The sequence below is a fragment of the Pseudonocardia sp. DSM 110487 genome (genome assembly GCF_019468565.1).
Classification (GTDB): Bacteria; Actinomycetota; Actinomycetes; order Mycobacteriales; family Pseudonocardiaceae; genus Pseudonocardia.
Genome location: NZ_CP080522.1, coordinates 122,107 through 134,472, shown reverse-complemented (window position 1 = coordinate 134,472; position 12,366 = coordinate 122,107). Strand labels below are relative to the sequence as shown.

The following is a 12,366-nucleotide window of genomic DNA, read 5'->3' as shown; positions in this document are numbered from 1 at the left end:
TCCTACTGGGACGCGTCGTCCTACCCGACAGCGTGGTGATCACGCGACGCTGCGTCCATGTCTGGCGGCACTCCACCCCTGGTCGCACTCATCTGCTCGAACCCGGAGATGGCAGTCCGGCTGATTGAGGATCACCGCGACGACGGCACCGGGCACTGTCGGTCGTGTTCCTCCGGCGCGCAGACCGGCCACTACACGTTCCCGTGCAACATCCTGCTCGACGCCCAGGACGCGATCCGTCGTCTCGGCGAAATCGAGGCGGCCCGCCGCCGGAAGGTCACGCCCGAGCCGGTGGTCCCGGTATGAGCTACGGCTGGGGCCCCAACCTGCACGAGAGCCGCCGCCGAGTCCGCGAGCTCGCCGTGAAGCTCGTCCTCGAGAACGGCGAGTCCCTTCACGACGCGGCAATGCGGGCGCCGGGTGTGACGATCGCCGATGTCGCGGATTGGGTGAAGGAAGCCCAGAACGACGCCGATTCGGCGGTGCCAGCATGAGTGGCCGCGGGATCCCCGACCCGGCGAATCGGCCGCAGGGCGGCAACCTCAGCGCAGAGGACCGCGAGCGCGCCGTGAACGACGTGCTCGCGGACATGTCCATCGTCGGGACCGCCGTGATGTGGGGCGTGCTGGCCGCCGACCCCCAGCGCTGGGTCGAGGAAGCGCAGCCCGATGCGTCGGCGAGTTGAGTTCAGACCGCGGGCGCGCCGGGCTGTGACTCGCAGGCGTCAGCTGGAGTGGCGCGATCGGTCCGATCTCGCGTGGTGGCTGCGCTTTTGGCGGGCCAGGTGGAGCGCACGCCGACGCGGGTAGACGACTCGACCCGAGGTCTACCGGTGCCGCCGGCAGAGGAGGTGCCGCCACTCCAGCCGTGGCGGGAGTCTTGGCAGCTAGTGCGGCACAGAATCAGCCACACCATCCGCAGCGCTCGAGCTTCCAGCACCCCGCGAGCAGCCATCCAAATCCGGCGCCGATGATCGTAAACTGCGAGCGCCAACGGCCTGGGGACTTCCGCAGGGTGTTTGCCCATTTGAGAGATGAGGCCATGCTGGACGATCCCTCCGCAACCTCGACACCGTCGCCTGGTCGTGTGCCGCCGCCAGACGACCTGGCCGACCTGTGGGATCAGGGATATGGGCAGAACCGGCTCGCCGACCACTACAACACCACCCGCCACTACGTTCGCCAGTGGTTGAAGGAACTCGGCCTAACGACAGCCGGACGAGCACGTCAAGGGGGGCGGCGGCCGCCGGGAGGCAGCAGCAAGGTGCCCGGCCGCCAGTGGCCCCCGCCGGCGGCCGTCCTGCGTCGGCTCTACAAGGAGCACAGCATCACCGAGATCGGCGATCAGTTCGGTGTCCGTCGCAACTCCGTCCGATACTGGCTCGACCAATACGGGATCCAGCGGCGGGTCGGCGTGGGACCGCAGGAAGGAACGGGCCCGCTTGAGCGGATCCCCCCGCCGCCTCGTGACGAGCTTGTCAACCTTCTTGTCACGGAGGGCCGCAACGGTGAGGATCTGGCGCGCCATTACCAGGTGAGCACGTCAACTTTCTGGAAGTGGGTCGATGGCTATCAGATCCGCGAAGAGTTCGAGGTGCCACCCACCGCCTACCTGACCAGCCCGACGTACCGCACCTACATGACTCGACGGCGTGAGCCGATCCCCCCACCACCAGGCTCACCCTCGGATCAACCGCGGAGGCAGCAGAAGTGACCGAGCCTCGCCCGCATCCAGGGGACTGGCGCCGCGTGTGGCGCTGGCCTGTGTGGTCTCTCCCTCCGCGGGCACTGTCCCCGATCATCGTGGTGATCGTCGCCGCGCTGCTGTTCCCCATTGTGGGAGCGGTTGGTCTCGTCGTGACCACCGACCAGCTGGCGATCGCCGCACTGATCGCCGGCCTCGGCGTCGTGCATACCGAGGTGCTCGTCGGTATCGAACGGACCCGGCGCAAGCTCTCCACGGCACGACCGGCCAACACCGGCCACACCGACCTGTCCTCGGTCTGGATCTTCGCGGCCGCACTGCTGCTCCCGCCGACCCTCAGCGCGCCCGTGGCCTTCATCGTGCACACCCACCTGTGGTTCCGCGCATACCGACCGGTCGGGAATCCTGCCTACCGCTCGATGTTCAGCAGAGCCACCATGATGCTCGCCTGCTACGGGGTGGGCGCAGTCATCAGCGGGGCGCAGGTCTCGATCGGCGACGGCGTGACAGACCTGCGTGAATTCGCCGTCGTGTTGTGCGCGCTCCTGGCCTATCTCACGATCAACACTGGGTTGGTCGTGGCGGGAGTCAGCCTCGCCGTGCCCGACGCGACGGTTCGCAGCATGCTCAGCTCCGCCGACGACAACATCCTCGAGATCTCGACCCTGGGGCTCGGCGCGGTCTTCGCCGTCATGCTGACCGGGAACTCGCCGTGGATGGTCGTCCTGCTCCTGCCGCTGCTGCTGATCCTCCACCGCGCCGTCACCGTGCAGCAGCTCGAGATGGAGGCCGCGACGGATGACGAGACCGGACTGCTCAACTCGCCAGCCTGGCATCGACGTGCGCTGCGCGAGTTGCGCAGCGCCCGCCGGTGGCATCGGAGCGCGACTCTCCTTCTGATCGACATCGACGGGTTCCGCAAGGTGAACGAGGAGCACGGGTACGCCGCGGGCAATTTGGTTCTGGCTGCCATCGGCCAGGCGCTGCCCCGCGGCGCGCGCGGGCAGGAACTCCTCGGCCGGTTCAGCGGAGAGGAGTTCGCGATCCTGGTGCCCACGGCGGTGGACGACGAGGTGTATCAGCTCTCCCGTCGCCTCAAGACCGAGATAGCCAGCCTGCGGGTCGACGTCGAGAGCCCGAAAGGGCACGCGACCGTGGAGGGGCTGTCGGCCTCCATCGGCGGGGCGCACTTCCCTGGCGACGGAGGCAACCTGGAGGAACTACTCGACGCGGCCGACCGCGCGCTGCGGCACGCGAAGCGGACAGGGAGCCTTGAACTGCGCCCACCGACGATCGATACGCCCAGCCTAGGCGACTACCGCCGAGCTCGGGCGCGCGATCACTACTGAACGAACCACCCGCTCGCCTATGTCGTTCCGACGATGCCGCGCTGCGCGGCATCGTCGGCCGCCGGGCGTGCATGCCATGTGCGGATCACCGCCGCATGCGCACCGTGAGGTCCGGAAAGGCGCGGCGAAGCGCAGCGAGCAGGTCGGTGACGCCTGCTGCGCCGTAGGCATGCACAGCCTGGTAGATAGCACCGAACACTGCCTCGGTCGGATCGGACGTGGCGCCGGCCGCCTGCACCGCGGCCAGGGCGCCGGACTGCCGCGAGACGTCGTCGTGCTGACGATCAAGCGAGGTCACCTTCGTGTGCTCGACCCGATCGTCATCGAACAGGATCCGCCACGCGCTGCCACGAGCATCGAACGGAGCCGGGAGAGGCTGCCTGTGCTCGAGCGCAGTCACCGCGTTCGCGACCCAGTCGACGTCACCCAGACCCGCGTCGGCCACCGTACGGCGGACCGTCCACAAGGTGATCGCCCGCTGCTGCGCCGGTGTGGACGCAGCGAGCGCCTCGGCGAGCCCTCGATCAAGCTTGACCACGCCAGCCGCGTTGGCGATGTCCCCGAGCGGGGCCGCCGGACGCGGCCCACCCCAGATCTGCTGCTCCTGCCACTCCTCGTGGCAGCGGCGCAGCTCCTCTCGTTGTGCCTCCTCGCGCTGCAGAGCCTCTGCGGCCCGCTGCGTTCTGCGCTGGGCGATCTCTTGATGTGAGGGCAGCCTCTGGGCCTCGGCGTGCCAGTAGCCGGCTGTCTCCGACGTCTGCTTGATGATCTCGTCGGGTCGCGGCGGGGCTGGCCAGAACTGAAGTGCGATCCGGTCCAACTCGGGGTCGCCGTCGAGGCGGGTGTCGGCGGCGAAGCCCGCGTCCAGGCCGGCAGCGCAGTAGCGCACCCGGTACGGCACCGGCTCCAGGGTGAACCGCGCGTGCACCACGCCGTCCCAGTCGATGATCTCCGCTGTTGTCCCGTCGGGCTGGAACGGCACCTCGACGATGTCGTCCCAGCGCGGGTCTGCCGGTGGCGGCTCGGGCAGCTGCTCCACCGTGAGGCCGACGCGGCCGCTGTGCACCCCGCTCCGCAGGGTCAGGGCGCCGGATGCTCCCGCACCGCACAGACCATTGCGCTGGCCAGCGAAGGCTAGCTCAGGGTCAAGTCCCGCTTCGTCGTCGCTGCTGAACAGGTAGAACGTCCAGTAGCAGGCCGGCACTTCCCCCTCGAACACCACCGCCACGCCTCTCGGCACCCCCTGGAAACCTCGCACCGGGACGGTGCGCCCGAGCACGGACAGCGCGTCCGACTCTCTGGACGATCCGCTGGATCCTCGCATCCGACACCGACATTCAGCTGATCTGCAGGCGGGCGTGCGTCGTGCCGATGCTGCGACGCCTCGCGCACAGCTCAGCAGGAGTGCGGACCGTTCGCTGCTGGGCTGGCGGGCGTGCAGTCGCAGGTGGCCGATGCGTCGCGCTTCCCGCATCGCCTGCCTTCACGGTGGCCCAACTTGATGCGATCCTGGATGGTGCCGTGTGCTGGACGATCCATTCGCGGGTCTTTCGTGCCATGACGTTCCCGGTCATCTCCGGATACGAATGCACCACGAGAACCGGGCCACAGTGCGTCACGGTGAGGGAGGACGGTCGACTCGCACCGTCTTGCGGAGACGGAAGAGCCCACCTCCCTGCATGCCCCTCGCTCTCGGGCCACCGTCACGGTTGCATCACTATAGGTATCAACCCAACGTTTTAGCGTGACGCTGCGACCTCATAGCGACAGGCAGTGTCGTAGCGCTCTACGCTCCGCGGCAGCCGCGCTCCAGGGAATGGTCGGCACTGGTGGCTCCTGGGACCTCGCGGGCAACGCTGCACCCTTCAGCTATCGCGCCGCCCGGCGACGGCTGATCGTTCCTGGCTGCCTCGCCATTCCCGGCTGCCTTCGGTAGCGGCGGCACAGCCTCATCACTCGACAGCCCTCAAGTTCGTGAGTGGTTACCCAGATCGGCGAGTCCCCTGCCCCTCGCCGCCGAACCGGAGTAGCTTCTACTCTTGTTTGGCGATCGAACACAAACATGATGGAGGCCGTAGGCGATGGCGCAGATCCGTGAGGTCCGGCTGATCGACGATCTGGACGGAGAAGCTGCCGACGAGACCGTCGAGTTCGGCGTCGATGGCCGGAACTACGAAATCGATCTATCGAAGACCAACGCGGCGCGGCTTCGTGACGCACTCGCGTCCTACGTGGCAGCCGCCCGACGCGTCGGATCCCGCCGGCGAGCGGGCACGGCTTCACGGACGGTACCGTCGCGACCGTCGACCGCCGACCGCGAACAGAACCAAGCAATCCGCGACTGGGCGCGCAAGCGTGGGATGAAGGTATCGGACCGGGGTCGCATTCCCGCCGAAGTCCTCACCGCCTACCACAAGCAGGCGAGCTAGCACCCAAGGTCGCCGGCTACCTCTCGCCTTCCTGATCGTCTTCTCGGCGAGCGCCTCGAGGAAGCCGTCGGGTGCCACCCCCTGCACCGACGGCGGCCTCTATCTTCACGCTGCCGTGACGCGCCCGCGTTGAGCAGAGCACCAGCGGAGGACCGTTCGCTCGCTCACCCCGAGCCGAGTAGCGACCGACGCAGCACGTTCGCCCGAGTTCGTCAACGCGACCGCGACGGCGATCCGCTCCGCACGCGGGGCATCGGGTCGGATCGCGAGCTCCAGCTCGGCGGCGGGCGGTCGGCGCGCCGGCTCTGGCTGGCTGGCACGCCGACCGCCCCGATCCCGGGTGGCGCGCCGGAGCTCCTGACGCTCGAACTCGTCATGGCCACCGAACACACCCACGACGTCGCGCGGCAGCGCGTACTCGAGACACTTAGCCCGGACCGGGCAGGCCGCGCAGACGGCCTTCGCCTTAGCCACCTGACGGGCGTAAGGCTCTGTCCCTGGCTGCGCAACCGGGAAGAACAGCTCCGGGTCGTCGACGTCCCCACACTTTGCGAGCAAACGCCAGTTCAGCGTCATAACTGTTCACCTCCCGGCTGCGGTTCAATCTGTCCTGCGACGTGATCACCTGAACGATAGCCGCCGCTCCGACGTCGCGTCAACACGTTTTCGCGTGAAATCTGCTCGCCTGGCTCGATGAGCAGTGGACGGCGGGCTTCGCTTGCCGAGGCAGATGGGCTGCCTGCGCCGTCCAGTCAGTCGGCCTACTGAGAGTGGGCTCGATCAGTCACAACTCGACGGCCGTGACGGGGACGACTCGCCGAGGGCAGCAGCGGTGAGCCTGAGCGTCACCGAGAGCCCCGTCGTGCACCACCCGGCCGGCGCTGCGCCCGCTGGCTCGCGCGGTGCGCGTGCTGCCACGTCGAATCCCAGCGCTCGATCATGGCGGGACTCATGGGGCGGGCGTCGTCATCCGTGGCAGCGTTGCCGAACTTTCGGATGGCCTCGTCAACTGCCTTCGTGTGGCGACGCCAGGACTTCGGGCTCGACTTCTCGCCAGTGTGTGGGTTACGGCTCATGGTGGTCCTCCCGATCGTGGGCCGACCCGCTTGTCAACCGATCGGCCTCGCGAAACCGCAATAGCTGCACCCCCGGGCGACGATCTTCATGCAGTTCGTGCAGTCCACGAATCCGCTCTTGACCTGCGACACGCCTCGCGTCCCGTTCAGGTGCTGACAGTCGCCCCACGCAAACCCAGCGGGAAGGACGTGCGACCGACAGGGCGACGGTTCGGCCGTCGCCTCCCGCCCGAGTGCGTCCTGTAGCGCATCGGCGAGCTCCCACAGGACCGAAGTCGCCGGATGCCGCCGGCGGCGCTCGATGTTGACGCGGGTAAGCAGTCGACGGAACTCCTGCACCTGGCCGGGGCTAAGGGTCCGTCCCTCGCCCTGAGAGGGCATGCCGGTGACGCTCATCGACGGGGCCTCGACGAGCGAGCAGGCGGCGCAGAACGAGCGGGCGGCGCCGTCTGCTTGATAGACGGGGCATTTGTCTTGGTCGGCCCGGACTGCGGGCCGACCGGCACCGGCACGCCGACGAAGACCGGGACGCGGTGGTGGTCGTCGTCGCAGTCCGCACCTTCGACGTAGGCGGGGGTGAGGAGTTGGCCGATGTCGGTGCGGTCGTCCTCGGTGAGGCAGTCGTCGTCGGCCTCGTACCACCTCACCGCGGTGTTGCCGGGGTGGCACTGGTCGTCGGGGGCGTGGACGGGCCGGGCGTCGAGGGTGCCGCAGACGCGCTCGGGAATCGGTGGCGCGGTGGTACAGCCGGCAATCAGGAGGATCGCGGCGAGGGTCGCGAGCATGAGCCGGAGGCAGGTCATCGCGACTGCCCCAGGAATGCCGTGGGCCCGACCAACACGCCGCGGCTCGGCCGCATGTCCGTCGAGCTCGGCGTGCAAGTACGTGCCATCGGCGGACTCGTAGGTGTCGAGCCTCATCACGTCCGCACCTCCTTCATCCTCTTCGTGAACTGCTGGCCACAGTCGATGCACCGGTAGCCCAGGCCGTCCCACTCCGCGACACCTCCGCAGCGCGTGCAGTCGCGCGGCGGAACCACCGGCCCCGGGCGTGGCTGCTTCATGACGTCCGCCTCCGTAGATCCGTTCGAAAGCTGAGCCCACCGGCGGTTGGTTGCCTCGATCTCCGCGGGCCCACTGCACGGCGTACCGCTCCTAGAGCCGCGCCACCGATCGCCTTGTCGACTGGACGGACCGTTCGCACCCGCGCCACGCCGTCTGCTTGCAGCAGGGCGTGAGGCAGGCGATCTTGCAGGGCCCGTCACGGCAAGCGTAGCGTTTTCACGCTAAAGCGTCAACACACTCGACCGGTCCCGCGGATGCCCTAAGTTCGACTGATGGGATGGTGTGGCACTCGCCGGCGGATTCGCTCTCCTTCAGACAACGCGCGCTGACTGCCGCGCCTCATCGGGAACCCGGAAGAACGTCAGGGTCAGCTGGCCATCCGCGCTCCCGCTCCCGGCCGGTCACGACCGGGCCAGCTCCAGCACGGTGTCGGCCGCCGCAAGGGCCGGGCGCAGGGCCAGCCCCACTCGCCGCACGTCGCGCAACCGAGCTCCGACTGGTGGTCGCGTCTGCAGCCGAGCGCGCCATCAGCGTCTGAGCAGTCTGGAATCTCAGTGTCGCGTTCATGACCATCGCCACGCCGATCCGGTCCACGAGCACCCTCCGGGGCAGATGCCGGGTGCCGAGCAGCGCTTGCCGCACGCGGCCAGGGCAGCGATCCACTCGCCGGCACGGTCGGCGGTCACGTCGGCGATGCGCGCAACGTCGCGGAGTCTGGCAGGCACACGGCTCAGAAGCGGCTCCGCGAGAGCAGCCTCTCGGCGGCGTCAGCTGCGGCGTGGAACGCACCCGCGATCTGCTCGGCGATCAGCTACATCACAACCCGCGCGCCTTCTTGTACTGCTCGTACTCGGCCCAGGTGATGACGGCGTTGTTGCGCGGGTGGTGGGCGTGATCTGCCCAGGACTGGCACTGGTGACAGGTCTGCCGACTGTCGGCGTGCATGCCCTGGTCTTCGAGCGCGTCATCGCGGGCGAGGGCTTTCCGAAGCTGCTCACTCATGCTCATTTGCTTGCCCTTCGCTGCCTCAGCTCTGCGCGCCTACCACCAAGAACGGTAGCGTTTTAACGCTACAACGTCAATTACCCTATTACGAGCTCCAGCTCCACCCCGGGCAGGGCCGCTGAACACCAGCCCGCGGACCGTCGTGCTGGGAGGGATGAACCCCTTGGCCCGGCGGTTCGACGGCGAGGAAGAATTGCCGGGCCAAAGGGGCGACCTCAATCGATGACCTTGAATCGGTTGTGGCCGGCATAGACGTCACCCCTGGCGGGGACGCCCGCGAGTGTCTCCCTGGCGATGTGGAAGTGGCGCTCGCCGACCTTGGTCACCTCCGTGATCCTGAACGGGGGAAGGTCACCACGTTCCACGGTGCCGGCCACGATCATGCCCGGCTCGGCGTCCATGACCTTGACATGCTTCATCTTGGTTTCCTTTCGTGGGCGACCCGCCTTATCGGGTCATGTTCAGTTGGACGCCGGGCGCCACCGGGCTGCGTGCCTGCAGCCCCCACGGGATTCGTGGACGGCCTGTTGTATTGCGGATCAGTCGAAGTGGATTCCGGTGTTGTAGGCACCGGCGTGCTCGCGCAGCCAGCGCTGCAGTTCCTGCATGTCGCGGCCGCTCATCGGCCGGTTGACAGTGGTGCTGACGGTGCCGTTGTCCAGTCGGATCACGGTGATGTCCGGATCCGGGTGGTTGAGATCGGTCGGCATTTCCCTCTCACCTCCTTCCAGTTCAGAGGTCTTTTCGAGTGACCTGCGATGTCGGCCTGCGGGATCAGAGCCGATCAGTTCGAAATTCGCTGGTCCAGCAGAGTCGCCGGCGGATGCTCGGCGTGGTTGCGCCGAGGCTCGACTCGGTTGCTCAGGTGACCCGGCGGTGTGGGTCGTCTTGCGGCGCCTAACGGGTGCGCAGGCGGCGGACCTCACGGTTGGTGCCGCTGATCAGGCCTACCTGGTTGGTGTCGACGTTTCGGCAGACCATGCTGAGGACACCCTCGTTGTCGGTGATGTTGGTGATCCTCCACCAGCCGCCGGTATGCCCGAGCACGATCTCGCCCTCGACGATCTGGTCCATACGCTTGCGGTACTCCCCCGCCATTCCCTCACTCCTTTGCGTGCGATCGTCCGCGAGCAGGCATCCGGATCCGGGCCTGGGTCCGCGTCGTTTCCTCCGAGTGGTTGCGAATCAGTCGCATCGGCAGCGCGTGATGCCGCTCTGGGCGCGCTGTCTCGTGTTGGTCGACCTGAGCAAGCCAGGGGTCCGCCACACGTCCGCGGCCGCCTCGCTCACGATCAGCTCTGGCTGCGACGGTTCCGGCGGCGAGTGATCGCGCACGCGACCGCGGCGGTGACAAATGTCCCGGCCGGAATCTGGATCTGGAGGTGGGCGGCCTGGTCGAGGAGTGCGCGGCCGTTGATGCCACCAGCGGCAAGGTCGTGGAAGCGGCGCTTGCCGGTGGCGTCGGCGAACCGGCGGAGCAGCCGGCCGTCGTCGATCGCGGCATGCAGCACGCCTTCGACAACAGCACCGGAGAGCTGGGCAAGCAGCGGAACACGGACCCCAGCGCTGCGATAGAACGCAGCCTTGGTCACGGCCTGGGTGGCGACGTAGCTGATGACGTGGGCGGCTAGGGCGCGACGCCCTTGGGGATTGTGCTGCTGCTTGAGCGGGACTCCGTCGGGACCGCTGGGCGCGGCCCAGCGGTGCAGCTGCACGAGGTAGTCGCCGCCATAGTGGCCCGCCAGGCCGCCGACGCCGCTCAGGACGGTGGTGTGGATGCGGTCGCGCGCTGCGGTTGTCATGATGGTGCTGCTCCGTTCGCTACGAGGGGATGGGGTGTGCCCCGGGGCGGCGGGTCTGCCAGGACAAGGCCGCCCCGGGAGCTCTTCAGACAGCGCACCAGCGCCACGCCTTCGCGACTGTCCGATCCCGGACAGTCGCGAGTGGGCCAATCGAGTGATCTCGATGTCGCAGTCCGAGCCTCTGGACGAGCCCGAATCCTGAAGGTTCATGCCGGCCGCCACCGGTCGCCGGCGAGGTGGAGGCGGCGGGCCTCGGCCTCGATCTCGGCCCAGTGCCGGCCGACCAGCTTCCGGGCCATCGCCTCGGCTTGCGAGAAGCTGATGCGGGTCGCGTCGAGCACTTCCTCGGCGTGGTTGAGGTCCCAGCTGCAGCTGGACGGGAGGGACAGCCACGCGCGGCGCCGGCTCACCTCGACCCCGCCCAGCGCGACTGCCGCGCGTTGCAGCGCCAGCTTGTCGCCGCTGAGCCGCGGGGCCCAGTCGCCGTTGTAGCCGGCGTCCCAGCCTCCGAGCCAGGTATTGCGCATCCAGATCTTGTGATCGGTCCAGCCGAGCTCGCGGGCGACGATGTAGTGGCCGACCTCGTGCAGGCACATCTCCCACTTGGCTGACCAGGTGTTGACCGTCTCGCGTGCGCGCGCCACCTTGAGCTACCTCTTGCCGGGCATCTGGAGGTGGAAGCCGCCGCAGCGGGTGCAGTCGATGGGCACGGAGCCGAGGCGCTGGCCGGCTTTCTGAGCCTCGTGGATGTCGGCGAAGTAGGCGACGTACGGGCAGCGCGGGTGCTTCAGTCGCACAGGAACATGCTTCGACGGTCGGTGGGCGTTCATCGGTGGTGCCCCGTTTCGGGGCGCGGGCCGGGCGGGCCGACTTGTCGACGGCTCGCGCGCGGGCGGCGGGCTGGGTGAATGCCTGTCATTTGGGGTCTCCTGAAGTCGCCCCTCGTGGGGCAGGTGGATGGAGGAAGGACCCACTGGCCGGGCGAGTCGACGTGGCGGAAGAGGCGCTCGGCCAGGGGGCGTCAGAGCCGGCGCTGGTTGATGCAGCGGGCAACCTGCTGGGGCGTGAACCCGAGCGCGGCCAGCTGCTGCCAGCACTGCTGCACTTCGCGTGCGCGGCCGGCGTGGGCGCGGTCCGGGCGCGGGTCGGCGCCGGCAGATGTGGCGGCGACGATCCGGTCGTACTCGGCGCCCAGCTGGCGGCGGGCGGTCTGCAGCTGCTGGATCAGCTTCCGGGCCGCCGGGGTCAGCTCGGGCGCGCCGGAGCTCGTCCGGCTGCCCGTGGCGGGGTGGGCGAGGGTTGGGCTCATCGATGTCCTTGGTGTGACGGCCGCGCCGGCGCTGGCGCTCGGCGTGACTTCCTGGTCGGCGCAGTCCAGGGGCGTTCGGATCGCGTCGGCCACCCGTCCGGCCAGGGAGCTGGCCTGGTCGAGCCCGCCGTCGACCGGCAGCCCGGTCAGCAGGACGGCGAACTCGTCCCCGTGCAGGCGGACCGGCAGTGCGCCGACCGGCTCGACGGCGGCGGCGAGCCGGTCGGCGACGTGCTGCAGCACCAGGTCACCGACGGCGTGCCCGTGGGTGTCGTTGACCTGCTTGAAGTTGTCCAGGTCCAGCAGCAGCACCCCGACCGCGCCGCCGCGTTGCCGGCGAATCGCCCACTGGAACCGCCGGGTCAGTGCGTCGCGGTTCGGCAGGCCGGTGAGCCGGTCGGTGTGCAGCAGGCGGCGCAGCCGCTGTCGGGCATGCTCGGAGAGCACCCATCCGAAGGTGGTCACCGATCCGAGCAGCAGCGCTCCGACTGTCACGGTCGTGCTCACGAGCCAGTCCCTGAGCTGGGCGCGCCTCGGCGGCGGTTCTCTTCCCGGCAGGCGCCGCAGTGCTGCTCGTGGACGCAGGACATGCAGTCGTAGGGGCAGCAGCACACGTACCGCAGCGCGC

The 12,366-nt window shown here is 68.6% G+C and carries 17 protein-coding genes and 1 pseudogene; 6 read left to right on the top strand and 12 right to left on the bottom strand.

Annotated elements, in window-relative coordinates; all coding sequences use genetic code 11:
• The first annotated feature begins 57 nt into the window (after positions 1 to 57).
• From K1T35_RS48235 to K1T35_RS48215, 5 genes are all read left to right on the top strand, one after another.
• A complete protein-coding gene (locus K1T35_RS48235; protein WP_220263506.1) occupies positions 58 to 306 on the top strand; it encodes a hypothetical protein in 249 nt (82 codons plus the stop codon).
• Positions 303 to 494, top strand: coding sequence for a hypothetical protein (locus K1T35_RS48230; protein WP_220263505.1), 192 nt, complete (start codon positions 303 to 305; stop codon positions 492 to 494). The genes K1T35_RS48235 and K1T35_RS48230 overlap by 4 nt, the downstream gene beginning before the upstream one ends.
• Positions 491 to 685 carry a hypothetical protein gene (locus K1T35_RS48225; RefSeq protein ID WP_220263504.1) on the top strand — a complete coding sequence of 65 codons (195 nt, stop codon included), beginning with the start codon at positions 491 to 493 and terminating at the stop codon, positions 683 to 685. The genes K1T35_RS48230 and K1T35_RS48225 overlap by 4 nt, the downstream gene beginning before the upstream one ends.
• A gap of 356 nt (positions 686 to 1,041) precedes the next feature.
• Positions 1,042 to 1,713, top strand: coding sequence for a hypothetical protein (locus tag K1T35_RS48220; RefSeq protein ID WP_220263503.1), 672 nt, complete (start codon positions 1,042 to 1,044; stop codon positions 1,711 to 1,713).
• A gap of 89 nt (positions 1,714 to 1,802) precedes the next feature.
• Positions 1,803 to 3,053: a GGDEF domain-containing protein gene (locus tag K1T35_RS48215; protein WP_220263502.1), complete on the top strand. Its 1,251-nt coding sequence runs from the start codon at positions 1,803 to 1,805 to the stop codon at positions 3,051 to 3,053.
• A gap of 85 nt (positions 3,054 to 3,138) precedes the next feature.
• Here the strand turns inward: K1T35_RS48215 and K1T35_RS48210 are convergent, their stop codons facing one another.
• Entirely contained in the window at positions 3,139 to 4,281 is a 1,143-nt protein-coding gene (locus K1T35_RS48210; RefSeq protein ID WP_220263501.1) for a hypothetical protein, read from the bottom strand.
• Positions 4,282 to 5,134: 853 nt separating this feature from the next.
• Between K1T35_RS48210 and K1T35_RS48205 the strand changes: the two genes are divergently transcribed.
• The gene (locus K1T35_RS48205) at positions 5,135 to 5,482 is read left to right on the top strand and encodes an Lsr2 family protein (RefSeq protein ID WP_220263500.1); all 348 of its coding nucleotides are present in this window, start codon (positions 5,135 to 5,137) and stop codon (positions 5,480 to 5,482) included.
• 330 nt (positions 5,483 to 5,812) lie between these two features.
• On the opposite strand, the pseudogene K1T35_RS49580 reads toward K1T35_RS48205, so the two are convergent.
• The 11 genes and pseudogenes from K1T35_RS49580 to K1T35_RS48150 all read right to left on the bottom strand — a co-directional run.
• Positions 5,813 to 6,058, bottom strand: a pseudogene (locus K1T35_RS49580) (WhiB family transcriptional regulator); the annotation flags it as partial.
• A 533-nt stretch (positions 6,059 to 6,591) separates the two neighbouring features.
• Complete coding sequence (locus tag K1T35_RS48195) at positions 6,592 to 6,954, bottom strand: hypothetical protein (RefSeq protein ID WP_220263499.1); 363 nt, start codon at positions 6,952 to 6,954, stop codon at positions 6,592 to 6,594.
• The gene (locus tag K1T35_RS48190; RefSeq protein ID WP_220263498.1) at positions 6,951 to 7,478 is read right to left on the bottom strand and encodes a hypothetical protein; all 528 of its coding nucleotides are present in this window, start codon (positions 7,476 to 7,478) and stop codon (positions 6,951 to 6,953) included. Before K1T35_RS48190 ends, K1T35_RS48195 begins: the two co-directional genes overlap by 4 nt.
• A 960-nt stretch (positions 7,479 to 8,438) precedes the next feature.
• Positions 8,439 to 8,624 carry a hypothetical protein gene (locus K1T35_RS48185; protein ID WP_220263497.1) on the bottom strand — a complete coding sequence of 62 codons (186 nt, stop codon included), beginning with the start codon at positions 8,622 to 8,624 and terminating at the stop codon, positions 8,439 to 8,441.
• Positions 8,625 to 8,842: 218 nt separating this feature from the next.
• Positions 8,843 to 9,046 carry a hypothetical protein gene (locus K1T35_RS48180; protein ID WP_220263496.1) on the bottom strand — a complete coding sequence of 68 codons (204 nt, stop codon included), beginning with the start codon at positions 9,044 to 9,046 and terminating at the stop codon, positions 8,843 to 8,845.
• A 120-nt stretch (positions 9,047 to 9,166) separates the two neighbouring features.
• Positions 9,167 to 9,337 carry a hypothetical protein gene (locus tag K1T35_RS48175; RefSeq protein ID WP_220263495.1) on the bottom strand — a complete coding sequence of 57 codons (171 nt, stop codon included), beginning with the start codon at positions 9,335 to 9,337 and terminating at the stop codon, positions 9,167 to 9,169.
• Positions 9,338 to 9,524: 187 nt separating this feature from the next.
• Entirely contained in the window at positions 9,525 to 9,725 is a 201-nt protein-coding gene (locus tag K1T35_RS48170; RefSeq protein WP_220263494.1) for a hypothetical protein, read from the bottom strand.
• Between the two features lie 194 nt (positions 9,726 to 9,919).
• Positions 9,920 to 10,429 carry a hypothetical protein gene (locus K1T35_RS48165; protein WP_220263493.1) on the bottom strand — a complete coding sequence of 170 codons (510 nt, stop codon included), beginning with the start codon at positions 10,427 to 10,429 and terminating at the stop codon, positions 9,920 to 9,922.
• Positions 10,430 to 10,635: 206 nt separating this feature from the next.
• Positions 10,636 to 11,073, bottom strand: a complete 438-nt coding sequence (locus tag K1T35_RS48160) for a hypothetical protein (RefSeq protein WP_220263492.1) — start codon at positions 11,071 to 11,073, stop codon at positions 10,636 to 10,638.
• Between the two features lie 6 nt (positions 11,074 to 11,079).
• Entirely contained in the window at positions 11,080 to 11,226 is a 147-nt protein-coding gene (locus tag K1T35_RS48155; protein WP_220263491.1) for a hypothetical protein, read from the bottom strand.
• Positions 11,227 to 11,450: 224 nt separating this feature from the next.
• Positions 11,451 to 12,245: a GGDEF domain-containing protein gene (locus K1T35_RS48150; protein WP_304940869.1), complete on the bottom strand. Its 795-nt coding sequence runs from the start codon at positions 12,243 to 12,245 to the stop codon at positions 11,451 to 11,453.
• Between the last annotated feature and the right edge of the window lie 121 nt (positions 12,246 to 12,366).

Bases quoted from the DNA above. Each gene is read 5' to 3' on its own strand.
- K1T35_RS48190 (WP_220263498.1), bottom strand. From the start codon at position 7,478: ATGAGGCTCGACACCTACGAGTCCGCCGATGGCACGTACTTGCACGCC.
- K1T35_RS48165 (WP_220263493.1), bottom strand. From the start codon at position 10,429: ATGACAACCGCAGCGCGCGACCGCATCCACACCACCGTCCTGAGCGGC.
- K1T35_RS48175 (WP_220263495.1), bottom strand. From the start codon at position 9,337: ATGCCGACCGATCTCAACCACCCGGATCCGGACATCACCGTGATCCGA.
- K1T35_RS48235 (WP_220263506.1), top strand. From the start codon at position 58: ATGTCTGGCGGCACTCCACCCCTGGTCGCACTCATCTGCTCGAACCCG.
- K1T35_RS48220 (WP_220263503.1), top strand. From the start codon at position 1,042: ATGCTGGACGATCCCTCCGCAACCTCGACACCGTCGCCTGGTCGTGTG.
- K1T35_RS48230 (WP_220263505.1), top strand. From the start codon at position 303: ATGAGCTACGGCTGGGGCCCCAACCTGCACGAGAGCCGCCGCCGAGTC.
- K1T35_RS48195 (WP_220263499.1), bottom strand. From the start codon at position 6,954: ATGAGCGTCACCGGCATGCCCTCTCAGGGCGAGGGACGGACCCTTAGC.
- K1T35_RS48225 (WP_220263504.1), top strand. From the start codon at position 491: ATGAGTGGCCGCGGGATCCCCGACCCGGCGAATCGGCCGCAGGGCGGC.
- K1T35_RS48205 (WP_220263500.1), top strand. From the start codon at position 5,135: ATGGCGCAGATCCGTGAGGTCCGGCTGATCGACGATCTGGACGGAGAA.
- K1T35_RS48180 (WP_220263496.1), bottom strand. From the start codon at position 9,046: ATGAAGCATGTCAAGGTCATGGACGCCGAGCCGGGCATGATCGTGGCC.
- K1T35_RS48185 (WP_220263497.1), bottom strand. From the start codon at position 8,624: ATGAGTGAGCAGCTTCGGAAAGCCCTCGCCCGCGATGACGCGCTCGAA.
- K1T35_RS48170 (WP_220263494.1), bottom strand. From the start codon at position 9,725: ATGGCGGGGGAGTACCGCAAGCGTATGGACCAGATCGTCGAGGGCGAG.